The organism is Kastovskya adunca (assembly GCF_059505785.1).
Genome location: NZ_JCACLG010000058.1, coordinates 1 through 14,702, shown reverse-complemented (window position 1 = coordinate 14,702; position 14,702 = coordinate 1). Strand labels below are relative to the sequence as shown.

The 14,702-nt window shown below is 46.7% G+C and carries 14 protein-coding genes and 1 pseudogene; 6 read left to right on the top strand and 9 right to left on the bottom strand.

Going from position 1 to position 14,702, the window contains the following annotated elements; translation table 11 throughout:
• Positions 1-32 precede the first annotated feature (32 nt).
• From AC5JR3_RS22250 to AC5JR3_RS22240, 3 genes and pseudogenes are all read right to left on the bottom strand, one after another.
• A pseudogene (locus tag AC5JR3_RS22250) lies at positions 33-381 on the bottom strand (PAAR-like protein).
• The gene (locus AC5JR3_RS22245) at positions 296-535 is read right to left on the bottom strand and encodes a hypothetical protein (RefSeq protein ID WP_495848744.1); all 240 of its coding nucleotides are present in this window, start codon (positions 533-535) and stop codon (positions 296-298) included. Before AC5JR3_RS22245 ends, AC5JR3_RS22250 begins: the two are co-directional and overlap by 86 nt.
• Positions 536-555: 20 nt before the next feature.
• Positions 556-882 carry a dihydrofolate reductase family protein gene (locus AC5JR3_RS22240; RefSeq protein WP_495848743.1) on the bottom strand — a complete coding sequence of 109 codons (327 nt, stop codon included), beginning with the start codon at positions 880-882 and terminating at the stop codon, positions 556-558.
• Between the two features lie 444 nt (positions 883-1,326).
• Here AC5JR3_RS22240 and AC5JR3_RS22235 point away from each other — a divergent pair, with 444 nt between their 5' ends.
• Both AC5JR3_RS22235 and AC5JR3_RS22230 read left to right on the top strand, forming a co-directional pair.
• Positions 1,327-4,635: a cyclic nucleotide-binding domain-containing protein gene (locus AC5JR3_RS22235; RefSeq protein ID WP_495848742.1), complete on the top strand. Its 3,309-nt coding sequence runs from the start codon at positions 1,327-1,329 to the stop codon at positions 4,633-4,635.
• Positions 4,636-4,751: 116 nt separating this feature from the next.
• Positions 4,752-6,410 carry an FAD-binding oxidoreductase gene (locus AC5JR3_RS22230; RefSeq protein ID WP_495848741.1) on the top strand — a complete coding sequence of 553 codons (1,659 nt, stop codon included), beginning with the start codon at positions 4,752-4,754 and terminating at the stop codon, positions 6,408-6,410.
• A gap of 8 nt (positions 6,411-6,418) precedes the next feature.
• Here the strand turns inward: AC5JR3_RS22230 and AC5JR3_RS22225 are convergent, their stop codons facing one another.
• Positions 6,419-7,429 carry a Rieske 2Fe-2S domain-containing protein gene (locus tag AC5JR3_RS22225; protein ID WP_495848740.1) on the bottom strand — a complete coding sequence of 337 codons (1,011 nt, stop codon included), beginning with the start codon at positions 7,427-7,429 and terminating at the stop codon, positions 6,419-6,421.
• Positions 7,430-7,481: 52 nt separating this feature from the next.
• Between AC5JR3_RS22225 and AC5JR3_RS22220 the strand changes: the two genes are divergently transcribed.
• Complete coding sequence (locus AC5JR3_RS22220; RefSeq protein WP_495848739.1) at positions 7,482-8,264, top strand: TetR/AcrR family transcriptional regulator; 783 nt, start codon at positions 7,482-7,484, stop codon at positions 8,262-8,264.
• Between the two features lie 92 nt (positions 8,265-8,356).
• On the opposite strand, the gene AC5JR3_RS22215 is transcribed toward AC5JR3_RS22220, so the two are convergent.
• A complete protein-coding gene (locus tag AC5JR3_RS22215) occupies positions 8,357-9,829 on the bottom strand; it encodes an adenylate/guanylate cyclase domain-containing protein (RefSeq protein WP_495848738.1) in 1,473 nt (490 codons plus the stop codon).
• A 341-nt stretch (positions 9,830-10,170) separates the two neighbouring features.
• Here AC5JR3_RS22215 and AC5JR3_RS22210 point away from each other — a divergent pair, with 341 nt between their 5' ends.
• The gene (locus AC5JR3_RS22210; RefSeq protein ID WP_495848737.1) at positions 10,171-10,728 is read left to right on the top strand and encodes a sugar O-acetyltransferase; all 558 of its coding nucleotides are present in this window, start codon (positions 10,171-10,173) and stop codon (positions 10,726-10,728) included.
• Between the two features lie 86 nt (positions 10,729-10,814).
• Positions 10,815-11,141, top strand: coding sequence for a cupin domain-containing protein (locus tag AC5JR3_RS22205; RefSeq protein ID WP_495848736.1), 327 nt, complete (start codon positions 10,815-10,817; stop codon positions 11,139-11,141).
• A 79-nt stretch (positions 11,142-11,220) separates the two neighbouring features.
• On the opposite strand, the gene AC5JR3_RS22200 is transcribed toward AC5JR3_RS22205, so the two are convergent.
• The 4 genes from AC5JR3_RS22200 to AC5JR3_RS22185 all read right to left on the bottom strand — a co-directional run bounded on the left by AC5JR3_RS22200 (position 11,221) and on the right by AC5JR3_RS22185 (position 13,748).
• Positions 11,221-11,712 carry a DUF4365 domain-containing protein gene (locus AC5JR3_RS22200; RefSeq protein ID WP_495848735.1) on the bottom strand — a complete coding sequence of 164 codons (492 nt, stop codon included), beginning with the start codon at positions 11,710-11,712 and terminating at the stop codon, positions 11,221-11,223.
• 4 nt (positions 11,713-11,716) lie between these two features.
• The gene (locus AC5JR3_RS22195) at positions 11,717-12,154 is read right to left on the bottom strand and encodes a DUF4365 domain-containing protein (protein ID WP_495848734.1); all 438 of its coding nucleotides are present in this window, start codon (positions 12,152-12,154) and stop codon (positions 11,717-11,719) included.
• A gap of 103 nt (positions 12,155-12,257) precedes the next feature.
• The gene (locus tag AC5JR3_RS22190; RefSeq protein WP_495848733.1) at positions 12,258-13,205 is read right to left on the bottom strand and encodes a BtuF-related (seleno)protein; all 948 of its coding nucleotides are present in this window, start codon (positions 13,203-13,205) and stop codon (positions 12,258-12,260) included.
• A 210-nt stretch (positions 13,206-13,415) separates the two neighbouring features.
• A complete protein-coding gene (locus tag AC5JR3_RS22185; protein WP_495848732.1) occupies positions 13,416-13,748 on the bottom strand; it encodes a metallophosphoesterase family protein in 333 nt (110 codons plus the stop codon).
• Between the two features lie 217 nt (positions 13,749-13,965).
• Between AC5JR3_RS22185 and rpsD the strand changes: the two genes are divergently transcribed.
• On the top strand, positions 13,966-14,574 hold the full coding sequence (gene rpsD, locus AC5JR3_RS22180; protein WP_495848731.1) for a 30S ribosomal protein S4: 609 nt from the start codon (positions 13,966-13,968) through the stop codon (positions 14,572-14,574).
• Positions 14,575-14,702: the final 128 nt, after the last annotated feature.

Below are 14,702 nucleotides of genomic sequence, written 5' to 3'. Positions count from 1 at the left end.
GGGACTCTTCAGGGCTATTGAAAGCCCCGTCTCTAAAGAGCGGGGAAGCTTACCCCACCCCACATGCAGTTACACATTGCTGTATTGGGAAGCGCGGGAAACATGCCAACTCTCACCTTCACTGCCCCTGGAACACAGGGAGCCACCGTAACCGGAACGCAGGGCATGGGAGTTAACACCCCCAATGCTGCCGCCGTTGCTGCTGCCACAGCGGGATTGGCGGGAGATGTACACAGCCCAAACGGCAGAATATTCACGGAAAGGAGCATAATCCATAATGCTGGCGGCTGAGCATTTAAAGTAATTTTTTTCCAGCAGCAGCTTGCAACTTAATATCACCTGCCGACGTAACTTTGATAATTTTGGCACTGGTATTATCATCAAGCAAAATCTCGTGATTGCCACCCGATTTAACTTGGATCTTTTTTTGTCCATCTTGATCATCCAGCCGCACTTGATGCTTGCCTGTTGTTTTTAATTCGGCAAATTTATCACTATCATTTAAGTGAAGTTTGTGACCTGTATACCCTCTCAAGATAGGCTCCTTTTTTACTACTATCCCCCAACTAACCAGATATCAATACCGCTCTGGTTAAGTAGTGTGTGAATAAAGCTCTTGATATCGCCTCCGACAAACTCGACATTGTGGTCTTTTTCACGTTGAGTTCTTGAGAAAACAAAACCTTTCTTACCTTGGTAAGGGTATTCCCCAAAACTCAGCATTTGCTGATAGGTTTTATTCCCTATTAGCACCGTGTCAATTTGAGCGCAAAACTCAACACAACCATAGTAAGAATCGGTAAATAGCCATTCTACATCTCCTGATGTTCTGGCAACGTAATCATCAATACTAGAGGCAATTAACAACCGTGTTTTTCGCATAATCGGGTTAGTCTTCTCTTCAGTATTTATAACTCTAGTAATACTTTTGACTTTGGTAAATTTACGGAAATCAGTAGGTAATACTTGTAGACTAGTTAGCGATCGCTTCCTGTATCTCCGATAATTCTTACAAAGCTCCCTGAGATACCTGTGGCACATAAGTTGAAAAGATTGCAGTAAAGTGTCCTGATTTCCTCAGTGAAAGCACGTAAACAGTTTTAGGGATAGTACAAATATCACCGAGGGACATCAGGATTGAACATTGGATAGGTGTATGTTTGTTCAGAAACATAGTGTTTCTGAGCAATTGATTGTTTTTAACTAGAGGGCTTCTACCAAACCCCATACTTAGGGGTTTTAACAGGGGTTTGTAGTAGTTGATACTCTGCAAACGAAAAAAACGTTTTTACTTAAAAACAACCAAATCTGCGAGGAGTCACAGCAATGCTTGACAAGGTGCCAGAAAAGCAGATGCATATAGTCAGATGGTTGCTGACTATCGGCTGGATAATTCTAATTTTCTCGCTCTTTTATGACCCCATCTCGATCCATCTCACTCATCCAAACAATCAAAGTAGTCCCTTTAGTCTCAACCTAAATCAATGCGTCAAGATTCAGAGAGAATGCCTTAAGCAAGCACCCTATACCTTGGGAGCACCTCTATTCTGGGGAGCGATCGTTCCCAGCTCTATTATCATTCTTCTGGTTTTTGGTCATGAAGCTTGGCGGCGCATTTGCCCTTTATCATTTCTATCTCAAATTCCTCGTGCCTTGGGATGGCAGCGCCAACAGAAGGTTGTTAATCCGCGTACAGGAGCAGTTCGCAAAGAGTTAGCCAAGGTCGCCAAAAATTCCTGGCTGGCTCGCAATCATTTATACCTGCAATTAGGACTGCTCTTTATTGGATTGAATATTAGGCTGCTTTTGGTTGATTCCCATCGCATCGCCTTGGGAATTTTTCTCCTGCTCACGATTTTCTGCGCCATCTTTATCGGTTACTGGTACGGCGGTAAAAGTTGGTGCCAGTATTTTTGTCCAATGGCTCCGGTGCAGATGATCTACACGGGGCCACGGGGCTTGCTCGGAAGTGAAGCCCACCAGGGACAGCGGCAGATTGTCACTCAATCTATGTGTAGAACGGTTGATAAGGAAGGGAACGAGAAAAGTGCCTGTGTTAGCTGTCAGTCTCCTTGTCTAGATATTGATGCGGAACGTTCCTATTGGGACGTTTTGGATAAGCCGGGGCGAAAATTAATCCAGTACAGTTACCTGGGACTGGCAATCGGTTTTTTTACGTACTACTTCCTCTATTCCGGCAACTGGGATTACTACTATGCAGGCGTTTCCGGTCGCGACGCTACCCAGCTTCAATCCATTTTCAGACCGGGATTTTATCTATTCGAGCAACCCATTCCCATTCCTAAACTGATAGCGGCTCCCCTCACCCTCGCCTTATTTGGAGGAGCAAGCTATTTTCTTTTTCAACAGCTAGAACGCAATTATAAAGCCTATCGCCAACGGCTCAATAAACCGCTCAATCAACACCAGGTCTTACACCATACTTTTTCGATCGCCACCTTTATTGCTTTTAATACCTTCTTCATTTTTGGCGGTCGTCCTCTGTTGGGAAAACTCCCAATTTCCCTACAGTTAATCTTTAACGGCTCTGTGATTTTAGTCAGCACGTTGTGGCTTTATCGAACCTTAGGACGTAGTAACGATGCCTATTCCCGCGAGAGTCTAGCGGATAGTTTGCGTCGTCAGTTGAGTAAGTTAACGATTGACTTCTCTAGGTACTTGGAAGGTCGTTCGATGGAAGACCTGAAACCGGATGAGGTGTATGTTCTGGCTAAAGTACTGCCCAGCTTTAACCGAGAATACGGGTTACAGGTTTACAAGGGGATGCTGCGAGAGGCTTTAGAACAGGGTGAGGCTGACTCTGCCGATAGCTTAGAGGTTCTCCAGCCAGTCCGTTTAGGATTAGGGCTAAAAGAAGAAGAGCATTTTACCGCTTTGACTGAGCTAGGAATTGAAAGCCCTGACCTGCTTAATCCCCAGAAGCGACAATCCCGTGAAAACCAGCTGCGTCTTGCTAGTTATCGGCAATCCTTAGAGCAGCAACTACTGAAGTTGGTGGAGACGGGAGTACCTTTGCAAGTGGCGCTCCGACAAAAGCACAAGCAAACCTCCGCATTGAAACGGGAGTATGGGATTACCGCCGAAGAGGAAGCCCAGGTTTTAGCGGGAATGTTTGATGAAAACAGCACGCTCTTGCGTCGCGCGGAGTCGCTGGTTGCCCAGTTGAAGGAATTGGCTGTGCGTTACCAGGTCTTGAACAACCTGGTTCCTAACTCAGATGCGCCTGTATTTAAGTTACTGCAACTGGTTGCTGTGCAGCAAAAGCAACAGATTGTGACGAAGCAATTGCTGAGTATTCTGGAAATTTTGAGGGATGCACCGGAAGCGGCAAAGATTGCTAGCGCGATCGCTGTCTTGGCGGAGAATGTGTTGGCTGAGCTTTGGCAAGGAACCGATGGCACTTTGGCTTGGGAAAACCGACTGAGTGCTGAGGTTGTGGCGTTGCTGCGACCGACTGAGTCGGGAACAATGCCGGAAGTGCTAGCGGTACAGCCCGCCACCGCCTCTAGACAAGTCGCAACCATACCGTTAGGACGATCGCCTTCGGCTAGCGCTACCGGAATCCCCACCGTCTTACGAGTTGCTGGACAATTGGACTCTAAAGTGATGCCAGCAAGCCGTCTCGGATGTGCGATCGCGGTTCTCAACGAACTGCTGCAAGAGCTAGACCCCCTGATTGAAGCCGCCAGCCTCTACGCATTGCACCAGTTAGATGCAGAGCAAGGTCGCTCCTCAGCTCGCCAGTTACTGAGCGTCTCTAAACCAGGGGATTGGCTAGTGCGAGAAACCGCCAACAATATTCTCGACCCGGACTCAGCGGAGGCTGATGCGGGGGTGCAAACCCTAATTGCTCGGATTGCGGTGAGGGGAAAGATGGAAGAGCGCGTCTTTCAGCAGCCAGTAGTGCGGGTGGGATGCAGACCAATGAACGAAATTGTACTTCTCGATCCCAACGTCTTTGAGCAACACGCCCTGCTTTATCTAGATGACCAAGGAGTTAGCGCCATCGAGTTGGGCAGTCCCAATGGTCTCTATATCAACGAGAAAGTCATCCACAATGACCGTGAGCGGCTTTACCAAGGCGATGTGATTCGCTTTGGTAGTGCCTCTGAGCCATCGATTACCGTTCACTGGGAAAAACGCCGGGTGCATAAGGATACGGCTGCGAAGGTGCTGGGAACTCTTGATAAGTTGTTATTGCTATTTGAGAGCAGTTTTTTGAGAACCGTCAACCCGAATGCCCTGATCGAACTAGCTCGTGATGCGGAGGTCAAGATTTACCCGCGCGGGGTGCAACTATGCAAAGCTGGCGAACCATCCGATGAAATTTTGCTGCTGATTGAGGGAGCCGCAGATGTCAGCGTCATCCGAGGAGACGGGGAGCATATCGTTGGTGCAATCCATATCGGCGAGACAATTGGCGAGATGGGAGTACTGAACCGCCAAAGGCGTTCGGCAACGGTAGTGACAACCGCCGAGAGAAACCGAGTTTTAGCGATTAAATCCAAGAATTTTGAGATGGTGTTGCGTCAGGATTCTGAGCTAGCGAGGAATCTCTTGCTGATCCTGAGCGATCGCCTACAAAGACTAACTGCCAAAGTCAAGGCTCAGTAACAACAAGATTTTGACCGATATTCCCCCTGACTCAGGTCAAACGGGGGCTAGATATAAACCGTTGAGACAACAGGTAAGCGATCGCATTTCTCAAATTCTTAAACTCCCTCAAACCTATGCTCCAAATCAAACTGCTAGACTCTAAAACACCAACTGAGAGCCAAGAACTCGACCTAGAGCTAGAAACGACGATTAACGGCGAGTGTTTTATTGGTCGCTCTTCCCACTGCGCCATCTTTCTCGATAGTCCAGAAGTGAGCCGCGTCCACGGAAGTATTTGCTTTGAGGAAGGACACTATTGCTTTACTGACCTAGCAAGTTTAGGTGGCTCTCGATTAAATGACGAAGTCGTCAAGGTTAACCAAAAATATCTCCTCCAACCTAATGACATTATTCGGATTGGTGAATTTATTCTTGTCATCAAAGCTGTGGTATCAGAAGGGGAAACGACAGAAATTGCCGCCGCAACTCCCGCCCCAACACCACCCACGGTTCGCCCCATCGTTATCCCTCCGGCAACTCAAAAACCGCTATTGCCAACCGCTCCTCCCAGGGAATACATGCCTCTGGCACTTGTACCCCCAGAGCAGATCAGCTCTTGGACAAAAGATGAACTGACGGTTCGCTGCTTGCGGATCACTAACGAAACGGCGGACGTGAAGACCTTTTGTTTCGTAGCAGAGCCGCCCGTGCGATTTACCTATAAGCCGGGTCAGTTTGTGACGTTGAATCTGCAAATCAATGGCAAGAGTGTCAAACGCTCTTACTCGATCTCTTCTACCCCCTCACGACCTCATACGTTAGAAATCACGGTGAAGCGCGTTCCCCCGCCACCGGATGTCCCCGATGCTCCTGCGGGTCTAGTTTCCAATTGGTTGCACGACAACCTCAAGGTGGGCACCGAAATCAAAGTCAAGGGGCCATCTGGGAAGTTTAACTGTTTTGACAATCCGGCTCAACAACTGCTGCTGATTTCCGCCGGGAGTGGCATTACGCCAATGATGTCGATGTCGAGGTGGGTTTTTGATACCGCTGCTGATTGCGATATTGTCTTTTTTCATTGCGCCCGCAGTCCCAAGGATATTATTTTCCGGCACGAGTTAGAGATGATAGCCGCCCGGAACCCCAAGTTTCGTTTGGCGATCGCGACTACTCGCTCGGAGCCAGGTCAAGCCTGGTTCGGCTTTACAGGTAGACTGACGGAAACAATGCTATATGCGATCGCTCCTGACTTTTGGCAACGTACAGTTTATGTTTGCGGGCCCAATGGTTTTATGCAAGGTGTTAAAACCATGATGGAAGGTCTGGGTTTCCCGATGCAAAACTACTACGAGGAAAGTTTTGGCGGTGCGAAAAACTCCAAGCCGCCATCTCCTTTAGCCTCACCAATTCCTACCTCTGTAGCTGAACCCATTGAGCCAATAAAGGGTGCAGTATCCCTAGATAGTATCCGTATTGCAGTACCGATGCTACTTTCAACGCCCGCACCCTCTCCAGAAGTAAAGTCTGGTGGGCTGGCTGTAGCGTTTGCCAAGTCTAGTCAAGAAGTCGTCAGTGATGGGCAAGACTCCATCCTCGAACTCGCTGAACAAGAAGGAATTGAGATTGATAGTAGCTGCCGTAGTGGTGTCTGTGGCACCTGTAAGCAACGGAAGCTCGAAGGAGAAGTGAAGTATGAAGGAGACCCGGATGCCCTTGATGAGAGTGAGCAGGAAGAAGGGTATATTCTGCCTTGTATTGCTTACCCTGTGGGGCGAGTTGTGATTGATGTTTAGCGATCGCCTCAAGGCGTATTCGCCGTCTTCTTTGAAAAATTAGGTTCTACAATATTGGGGAAGCTCTCAAAATTACGCCGCACCCAGTCCATCCCCACTTCATTGTTGAGCTTAATTTTCTGAGGCGTATCGGGGTAAAGTTTCCCTAAAATATCTGCATCTTGATCCACAACGACCTTGCCAAACTTGAGATACGTGCTGCCAAATAGCTTAAAAACTGGATGCTTAGCTTGACCAAAGAGCAAAATATAAGTCCGCGTTCGATTCTCTGCTTCTGGCACAAAGATATTACATTGGGCGGCTTTACCCAACGGCATTTCTCCATGAAAAATTACTAAGGCTGGAAAGTGATTTTCCAGGTGCGCTTTAATGGTGCTGGGCAGTAGTAGCAAATCGGGTTTCCTGAGCTTTTCTACCAAGCTGTAGGGAGCTGTGGGCGTGTCAAAAAATGCATGGGAATGATGCCCGTCATCAATGAATTGATGAAACTCCACACTGGTAATCCGAAATAAATCTCGGTGAGTGCCGTTTTGATGATTGTAGTCGTGCATATTTAGCAGCATGGTCAGCAAATCTGTCTCGACACTTCTATCTGCGGTATGCCCGATAAAGTAGTAACTATTTGCGATGTCGTTCAGCACGCTAGGAATGGGGATTTTCGGCTCATATCCCCCATAAGACCAAATGAAATCTCCTTGAATCGTTAGCTCTAAGGGTTGCAGTTGGGGCAAGGTTTTCTTGCTCGCTCCTGGCAAAACGGTACAGCCCGATCCATCAAACTTCAAAGCATGAAACGGACAGACCACAGCGCTTGTGCCGTTGCTTTCGGCTTCGCACCATCCCTCCGACAGCATCGCTCCCATGTGCGGACAGGCATTAGGCAGGGCATGGATGGCTCCGGCAGCATCTTTCCACATTACATAGTCATTACCATACAAGGAAATTTTCCGAGGTTGATTCACGCCCAGCATCGACTTATGTGCCAACAGCCAAGGCGCACCAGGAAGCATAGACTGCATGATGTTCTCCGCGAGATATAAAATTGTGAAAAATCAGTCACGTTCTTAAAATATGACAGAATATTCGCATTCGTCAAGCAGTCTGCGTCGTCAACCGAAACAGCAACGAGGGAAAGAACGAGTTGAAAAAATCTTAGATGCGGCGGCGGCAGTATTTGACGAGGTGGGCTATGAAGCGGCAACCACTCATCTGATTGCGGCAAAAGCGGGAACGGCGATTGGTTCTCTGTATCAGTTTTTTCCCGACAAAGCCGCCATTTTTAATGCGATGGAGTTACGCCATGTCGAGCGGGTTAAGCTCATGTGGGCAGAGGCAAACACGCCGGAAATTGTCCAGTTACCGCTTCGCCAAATGATTCGCGCGATCGCCACGGCTGTTGCAAAACTGTTTGAGCAGCCCGTGTCACGGGTGGTGTTTGTGCAGTTTTTTGTCTCCCGCGAAATGTTTCAGTCGATTGATGAAAGTATGACTCAAGAAGCCATTAACTTCATGGCAAGTGTCTTGAAGCAGCGAAACCCGGCATTGAGTGAGGCGCAGTGCAGTTTGTTGGCAGAAGTGTGCGTTCATAGCGCCAATGCGGTCATGCTGTCGGCACTTCGCAACCCCGATTTGCAACACCGTCAACGGTTAATTCAGCAAATTGAAGACTTACTGGTGTCATATTTAGAGTCATATGTGGGGGATAGTCTGTTGAGCAATGTAATGAAAGTAATGATATGCCCCCACTGTCAATCAAAGCAGTTATCCAAAAACGGACATCGCCGGGGGAAGCAGTGCTATCGCTGTAAGGATTGTGGGAAACAGTTTGTGGAAAATTCTAAGCGAGGAATGTGAGTCTTGCCGAATCTCTAAAGCGCTTGATCAAATACCGTATCGAGTCAAATATCGCCGCGAGAAGGTTTGAGCTAGGTGTATTATTAAACTCCCTAAACGCTAACTAGTTGAGAGACTTTCTTCCCTACTAGTAAAAAGGTGGTCATTTCTCCTTTACCTTTGACTTGAATAGTCCCCCGCCTCAGAAACAAATATTTATCTTGCAATCGGTCATAGGTCGATTCCGTGACTTGAATGCACCCGGCTAACCCATGAGATTCCATCCGACTAGCGGTGTTTACCGCATCGCCCCACAGGTCGTAAATAAACTTTTTGGTACCAATTACTCCCGCCACGACAGGCCCTGTATTAATGCCGATGCGGATATTAAGATTAGCCCCATGTAATGCACTTAATCGTGCTAACTCTTGTTGCATATCTAATGCCATTTCCGCGATGGCTTCGGCATGATCGATCCGGCGACTAGGCAATCCACCTACTACCATATAGGCATCCCCAATCGTCTTAATCTTCTCTAATTTATGCTCTTCGCTCAATCTATCAAAGGCAGAAAAAATATCATTGAGTAGATTAATTAGTTGTGCTGGAGAATTCTTTTCAGAAAGCTCGGTGAAGCCAACAATATCGGCAAAAAGGATCGTCACTTCCGCAAAACTTTCAGCAATTTTGCTCTTACCATCTTTCAACTGCTGGGCAATGGATTCGGGCAAAATATTGAGCAACAAATGATTAGACTTTTCCTGCTCAGTTTTTAGTTCAGCATTGGTTTGTTGTAACGCCGCCGTGCGTTCAATGACTCGCTTCTCTAACTCGTGGGAAGTGCGGCGTAGTCTACCGATTACCAGGGTCAGTCCTGATAGTGCCAAGGCAGATAAAAATAGCAGTGCGAATAAGGTTCCTCGCAGTGCTGTTTTTGTCTGGGTAGCAAAATCATCCAATGGGATAGTAACTTCCAATATGCCGCGCACGTCCCCTACTTTCCAGTCAGTCTTTGGGCTACTGGGATGGGTATTATGACACTCAACGCAGCTTGCTTGCATGATATCGGCTTGGGCGTATCGCAAGGCTCGCCGACCATGAAACTGCTCAATGTGTACAAAATGCTGGTCAGAATTTTTCCTTAAGGCACTGAGGGCGTCCCACTCGAAATCATCTTTGGGCCCTCCTTCTTTATTTCGCGAGGGAAAAGGAAAGTCACTATATAGCCGCACTGACATCCCTTGGTTTTTTTCACTGAGACGTTTAGCCAGTTCGAGCAGGTAGGTGGCGGGTAAGGGGATGGCGTTTTCTTGGGTAGCGTAGTCGTGAGTAATGATGACATTGTGAACATCTGCTAAACGATTGACAGCGCCAACGCTGTAGAGGGTACGTGCTTCTGCTATAGCGTCGGCATAGAGGGTGGCATTCTGAAGCGCTTGTGACTCGATCAGGTTTGAGGAGAGACGAGACATATTTGACATTGCCACTCCTACTCCTGCACAGAATAGAATTGCCAAAATCAGGATAGTTCGCTTATAGAGCAGTTGAATGAAGGCATCCCTAGCTTGAGCCGTCAATTTTCGCATGTCATCTACACATTAACAGGGCTGCTCCTGTTCATTGTTCAAGGTTTAGCAAACATTTCCGGAAAGCACTCACTAAGTTAAACTATTCCGATTAATGTTTTGTAAAGGCATAAGTGATTTTACTGAGTTGAGTAGAGAGTTATCAGATCTTGTTCCCTTAGGGCGAGTTTGAGTCACACTGACACTCTGATGATCGCAATTGCTTATTAACACTCGTTGTAACCCTAAGAGCTGAAATGATAGAGGTATTTCCCGGAAAAGCAACCTATAGGTAGGGGAGAAATGCCCTTCGCCCTACTATATTTGGTGTTGCTGCGTAAGTTTTGAGGTAGGCTCTCAGCGTGGAAAAAAGCGAAAAACAGAAGATGCTGGCGGGTGAATTGTATCGCTCGAATGACCCGGAGTTGGCACGCGATCGCGCCAAAGCTGGAGAATTTCTTCAAATCTACAACAGTACGCTAGCAAAAGAAGTAAACCGACGCACAGAAGTGCTACAAGCGTTATTTGCTCAAGTTGGCTCAAATATCGAAATTGTGCCGCCCTTATTCTGCGACTACGGCAGCAATATCTATGTGGGTGACGATGTATTCATCAACTGCGGTTGTGTGATTTTGGACTGCACCTCAGTTCGCATTGGTAACAAAGTCCTCGTTGGGCCTTCAGTGCAACTTTATACCGCTTCTCACCCTATCGATCCAGAAATGCGTTTAGCAGGTTTAGAATCTGCTGCCCCGATTACAATTGGCAACAACGTCTGGATTGGCGGCGGTGCGATTATTTGTCCTGGCGTAACCATTGGTGACAACACCACAATTGGTGCAGGTAGTGTGGTGACAAAAGATCTCCCCGCTAGGGTTGTCGCGGTTGGGAATCCTTGTCGAGTTATTAGGGATGTGTAGTCATTAAATTAGTCATTACAAATGTGAAGTGGTAGATACCACCACCAGCGATCGCTCCTTTTACCCGTTCAACTTCCACCCCAGATATGGCTAATATTTTCCACTTACCCACTGAACTGTCTGCTGAAGAATTATTTGAGCCTTTGGTGTCGGGTGAAGCTGTGTTAATTGAGCGGATCATTTCCACCGGACAAACTACACCGGAAGGGGAGTGGTACGACCAAGAACGTTATGAGTGGGTAATTCTTCTACAAGGCGAGGCGAAGCTTACCTATTTGGATGGTTCTAGTATTAGTCTCCAAGCCGGAGATTATGTCCTGATTCCGGCTCACCAAAAGCACCGGGTTGAGCATACCAGCGCTGAACCGCCGTGCATCTGGTTAGCGGTTCATGCCAATCTGCAACCAAGCTAGAAATTGGCTTTTAAGTTGGTGGGTTACGCTAACCTAGAGCAACGCTTCGCGATCGCAAGAGTGTTGATACTAAAGAACGTCACCTGTGCAAGCTTACAAGTGCGCTTTTTCGACTATCGTACCAGCGATTCACCGCTGAGATAATTTTATCTATTTCCTCATCAGTTAAGTTTTTAAACTTATTACTTTGATTGAAGATGAGTTTTTGATGGCTCTGTTCTTCGACAACAGGTTCTAAAATCCATTTGTAATACCCACGATCGTCTTCGAGATTAAAAAAGAATAGGCAAACGGGGAAAGGTAATTCAGTAAAAAATTGGAATGATTTTAGATTAGGCGGAATCTTGATAGTATTATCGTGCTGAATTATTCGTGAAGCAGAAACCGTCGCTTTAATAGTTACTCCAAAGAGCCTACCACTGTAATTTCCTTCTTTACCAATTGTTACTAGAAAGTCTAAACCATAATCATTTTGCTGCCTTGAAATAATGAGATCATTTTGACGGGTCAAGTACATAATCGCCAAAGATTCTGCCCGTTGTCCAATATACCAAGCTTCCTTTTTTGCCACAGTTCTATCTCCAATCACGATCGGAAAATTGCGAATCAAAAAGGGTAGTATTGTATCTACTCCAAAAGTCGTTTACCTCCTTCCACAGAGCTTCCCTGTTGAGTCTATTAATCGGAAATGCCGTAGAGATGCTTGACAGGGAAGCGAGATAGTTCCCGTTTGCAGAAACGACATAGCCCTTCTCTGTAATTTCATCTATGCCAACTATGTAAGTTGGAGCTGGATACGAAGCTAATCCTCGCACCTGCTCTTGCGGTACTTTAACTTTCAGTCGCTTGAGTTTCTTTGTATAGCCTTGTCGCGTTGTTTTAACTTGTACGAAGAAGTAAGGGACAGTGCCTTCAGCCCTTACTAGTTCGACAATAAAATCAATGTACTGCCATTTATCTCCTAAGAACTGCGGCTTGAAAATTGGACCGGAATTAGAGTGAAACGTAGTCATTAAGACCGTGAATATTGCCTCGCCTCGCAGTCCAAGGGCGTTCCTCATTTATATCATCTGTCAAGTAATAGATTGTTCCTAATTTAGTGCATATTTTAGAACGTCATCTAACTTTCGGAACCGACAAATTCTCCCAGCCCGTTCCTTGATAGCCAAAGTCAAAGAGTTCTGGATGAATAATTTCTGCCAAAATTTCTAGGGAATCTACTAATCTTGGCCCAGGACGGTTGAAGTAAGCATTACCGTCAGTAATGAAGACTTTGCCATTTTTCACCGCTTGCAAGGTTTGCCAATCTGGGCGATTCTCCAAAGATTTTGTTTCCTGACGAGTGCGCTCTAAGCCGAAACCGCAAGGCATGATGATGATGATTTCGGGATCGGCTTTGAGTAACGCCTCCCACTCCAAGTAAGGGGAGTGTTCTCCCGCCGTACCGAATAGGGGATTGCTACCTGCAAGTTGTACGAGTTCAGGAATCCAGTTACCTGTTGCCATGATCGGATCTGTCCACTCGATACAGGCAACATTAGGGCGATCGCGTTCTGATAAACCCTGAGTTTTCTGCTGACACGCGGCGACGCGAGATTGTAATTGATTCAGTAACGGTTGAGATTCTACCTCCAGGATGTCAGCGACGCGTTGAATATCTGCCCAAATGTCAGCCAGTAGATCTGGCTGTAGGGAAATAACTTGTGGCTGGCTATGGGTGAGTTGGGTAACTGCTTTCTCAACGTCGGCAAAGTTAACCGCACAGACATCACATTGGTCTTGGGTGATGATGTGGGTGGGTTGCAGTTGTTCGAGAACGTCGGTTTTGATTTTGTAAATACTTAGGGCTTTTTGGATTAAATCGAGGACATCGGCATCAATTTCCCCACTGGTTTTGTGGGAATCTAGCTGTGCTTCCGTGCAAACTGGGCGGTTTTGGATTTCTGGCGGATAGTCGCATTCATGCGATCGCCCCACAATCGCCTCTGTCAATCCCAACGCCGCCACAATCTCAGTAGCACTGGGAAGCAGCGAGACAATTCTCAATTGTTTTGTATCATTCATAAGGCTTTAAGGAGTTTTTGTAATTTAATGAGCTTCAATAGATCGAGTAAATTTAAACATCTTCTTACCTAAATTTATTTAGCAGTGGTTCCCGTGTACAGAGAACGCCATTATCTGCATTGGGATCAAAGGAGTTTTCATCACGTTGAGATACACCTGCATAACTAAAAAAAAATGCTCACTCTCTCCAAAAAATGGCATCTTTTCCATCTATTCCGCTTCTTCTAAAAGAGAGATTTTGAAGTTTTGATAGTTTGCCAACCTGTCCCCACCTCCCGGTCGCAGCCAGTTGGAATTGTCTCCTGTTTCTCCGTAGCTAATAAATTCTTGTTCGTAATTTCCCCCCAGAATACTCACTTGCTCTGGATATGGAGTCTGTAACGTCTGAACAAACTGAAACGTTTCAGAACAGAAGTGACCGCGATCGCTCAAATCCTCTACCTGAATTAATCGCTCATTTTCGGGGTTCCAATGATACTCTAGTAAAGCTTTGAAGATATTGAGACCGCCCTGGACATCTCCAACCATGAGGATATTCTGCATAGGATAGGTTCTTCAGCACTCAGGGAAACTTCTCCCTTCCCCTGGTAGATGTTGGTTTTGGCGGTTTGAGACAAGGGAGTAGAGAGATTTAGATACAATATATTTGCCCTCATTTTTTCCAGCTTTATTTTGAAGATTGGACAAAATGGGGCTTATAATAATAGTTTTGGCTAAAGTTTTAGTTTAGATCCAGGACAAGTAAACAAGAGGAAGCTATATGTCGAGATATCGGGGCCCGCGTCTGCGGGTTGTTCGTCGTTTAGGGGATCTGCCCGGTTTAACCCGCAAGACAGCCCGTCGAGCTTACCCACCGGGTCAGCACGGTCAAGCGCGTCGGAAGCGGTCAGAATACGCTGTTCGACTAGAAGAAAAGCAAAAGCTCCGCTTCAACTACGGAGTCACTGAAAAGCAGTTGCTCCGTTATGTCCGCAAAGCCCGTCGAGCGACAGGCTCAACTGGTCAAGCGTTGCTGCAGCTTTTAGAAATGCGGTTGGATAATACTGTGTTTCGCCTGGGGATGGCGGGAACCATACCTGGTGCACGCCAGTTGGTGAACCACGGTCACGTAACGGTGAATGGTCGGAGAGTCAATATTCCTAGCTACCAGTGCCGCCCTGGAGATGTGATTGCGATCTCTAGTCGCGATCGCTCCAAGCGTTTGGTAGAACAAAACCTGGAGTTTCCCGGTTTGGCGAACCTGCCAAGCCACCTAGAGTTTGACAAGAACACGCTCACGGGTAAGGTCAACAGCATTGTTGAGCGTGAGTGGGTGGCTCTACAAATCAACGAACTGCTAGTGGTTGAGTACTACTCACGTAAGGCGTAACCCAAGGCATTGATGCTAAAGGTGAAAGGCAAAAGGAAGAAGCAGTTAGTACTTCTTTCTTTTCACTTTTGCCTTACAGAAAAGCGATGCTGAAAGCCCACCTCTTTTAAGGGTGGGATGAAAGAAAG